The 2,200-nt window shown below is 72.4% G+C and carries 1 protein-coding gene and 2 pseudogenes; 1 reads left to right on the top strand and 2 read right to left on the bottom strand.

The window, feature by feature from the left end:
- Positions 1-445 (bottom strand): annotated as a pseudogene (locus tag ND748_RS30505) (hypothetical protein); the annotation flags it as partial.
- A gap of 378 nt (positions 446-823) precedes the next feature.
- Positions 824-1,945: a bis-aminopropyl spermidine synthase family protein gene (locus ND748_RS30500; RefSeq protein ID WP_251749734.1), complete on the bottom strand. Its 1,122-nt coding sequence runs from the start codon at positions 1,943-1,945 to the stop codon at positions 824-826.
- 71 nt (positions 1,946-2,016) lie between these two features.
- On the opposite strand from ND748_RS30500, the pseudogene ND748_RS30495 reads away from it, so the two are divergent.
- A pseudogene (locus tag ND748_RS30495) lies at positions 2,017-2,200 on the top strand (histidinol dehydrogenase); the annotation flags it as partial.

The raw sequence follows: 2,200 nt of genomic DNA, 5'->3' as shown, positions 1-2,200 counted from the left end.
CGGCGGGCCGGCCGGCGCGGCGCGGCCGGTTGCCGCGCGTACGCCGGAGGTCCTCGGCCGACTCGGCGCTCGGCGAGGTCTGGTCGCCGTGCCCGTCGCTCGGCGGTTCGGTCGGGGATGTGGCCTTCGCGGCGGTTGCACCGTCCGCACCCGGTTCGGTCGCCGGTGTCGCATCATCGAGGTGGAACGCCTCGCTCTGCCACGCTTCGTCGGGTGACTGCGGCGAGTCCGACTCGCTGCGCCGCCGATGCCGCCGGCGCCCGGAACGGGCGTAGGGAGGTGACTCGGCGTCCTCGGCAGCCGGTGACTCGTCGCGCCCGAACTGGTCGTCTCGGTCCGGCAGCCGGTTCGATCGGGAGGCCGACGTGGGGATGCGGGCTCCTATGAGCGAAACGGGCCGCGCGTCGCCTTCCTCACCGTACGGTGCCTGTGGCACATCGCTCACGCGCCGTCGCCCTCCCGGCTCTCTACAGGTTAGCTAGTGCCAGTTAAGGTTACTTACTGTTACTTGCGTTCGGCTGCGGTCGGATCGATGTAACACGAGCCATTCGAGTATGACAAGCTCTGGTTGAGGCTACCCACAACGGATGGGTCGGTGTACCTTCCGGAACCGGAGATGTGCGATCCGCCATTACCGAGGCGAACCGGTGGGGGTTCCGCGGAAGATCCGCGCCGGGGGTCGGCGGGGGCGGCCAGGTTCACGCGGCGCGAATCGTGCGGCAGAGCGAAAGGAGCGTCGGTGGCGCAGGACGGCTTCTCGATGGCGACGCCCCGGCCATCCGCCCGTCCGGGGCGCTCGGGCGCCCCGCAGGGTGTGCCGCTGTCAGGTCGGACCCTGTCTCTTATACACATCTGACGCTGCCGACGAGCCATAGAATGTGTAGATCTCGGTGGTCGCCGTTTCATTAAAAGCCGCCGGCCGGTCCAGCTGCTTCCAGGTGGCCGGGGTCGGCTGGCAGACGTACATGTCGGCGCGGGCCCCGACCGCCTCCGCGCCCTCGTAGGTGTGGAAGGCCGGCCAGATCGCCTCGAAGACGAGCCCCTGGTCGAGCAGGGCCCGCTGCACCTTCCACCCGAGGGTGGGCACCCGTTCGCTGTACCCGTAGGCGACGAGGACCCGGCCGCGCTCCCGGTCGGCGAGGCCCTGGGCGCCGCGGGCGGCGAACAGTGACACGCCCTGCGGGGTGTAGGGCGGGTCGGTGAAGGCCAGGTCGGCGCTGCCCGCCACCGACGGCGGCAACCCGAAGCGTAGGTCCGCGTACAGGCATCGCAGCCGCACGCCCCGCGACCGGGCCGACCGGTCGAGGAACTCCAACAGATCCTCGTCGATGTCCACCACCGTGACGGCGGGTTCGCGCCGGGCCGGGTCCGGGGCCGCGGCGGCGGCCAGCAGGACGACGGCCAGCGAGGTCAGGTCGTGGTCACCCACGCACAGCAGCCGGGCGTCGCGCAGGTCGTAGTGCGACGCCAGCCAGACGGCCCGGCGCACGACCGTCGCCGCCGTCGCCGGCACGTGGTCCAGCTCGGCCCTGGGACGCGGAGCCGAGGCGATGAGCTCGTGCATCGTCGTGACCAGGTTTGCGTGACGACCGATCGCCGCGGCGAGGGAGTCGAGCGGGATGCCCGCGCGCAGCTCGTCGTAGTCGATCATGGTGCGGTAGCGGTCGACGGCGCCGGGCCGCAACACGAACGTCCCGCCGGTCCCGGTCCGCACATCGTCGCCCAGGGCGCCGAGGATCTCCTCGACCGAGCGGCGCGGCAGCCCCGAGTCCTGGACCAGCGCGCGCAGGGTCCGTGGCCGTTCGGTCAGCGCCGCCACGACGCCGCGGGGCGCCCGGGCGTGCACCCGGTAGCCGTGCAGCAGCGTCGCCAACGACTCCCCGGGCGCGCTGGTGGGCCCCGCCGGCGGATCGGCGGCGGGTGGCAGGGTGCGGGGATCGGTCACACAGATGAGCGTGACACCCCGCCGCGAGCTGTGATTTCACCGCCCCCCGGCTCGGCGGCTAGTCTCGTATCGTGCTTAGAAGGCTTGATCTGCGGAGTGCGGTTCCCTCCGCGGCCGATGTCCGGCGTCTGCTGCCCCGGGCCGCGATCGACGTGGATGCCGCCGTCGAGGCGGTCCGGCCGGTCTGCGAGGACGTGCGCAGCCGCGGCGACGCGGCCGTCCTGGACGCCGCCGCCCGGTTCGACGGCGTCCGGC

This window comes from Frankia sp. AiPs1 (genome assembly GCF_023716945.1).
Taxonomy (GTDB): domain Bacteria; phylum Actinomycetota; class Actinomycetes; order Frankiales; family Frankiaceae; genus Frankia.
The sequence above is the reverse complement of the archived record's forward strand: the minus strand, read 5'-3'. Positions and strand labels throughout refer to the sequence as shown.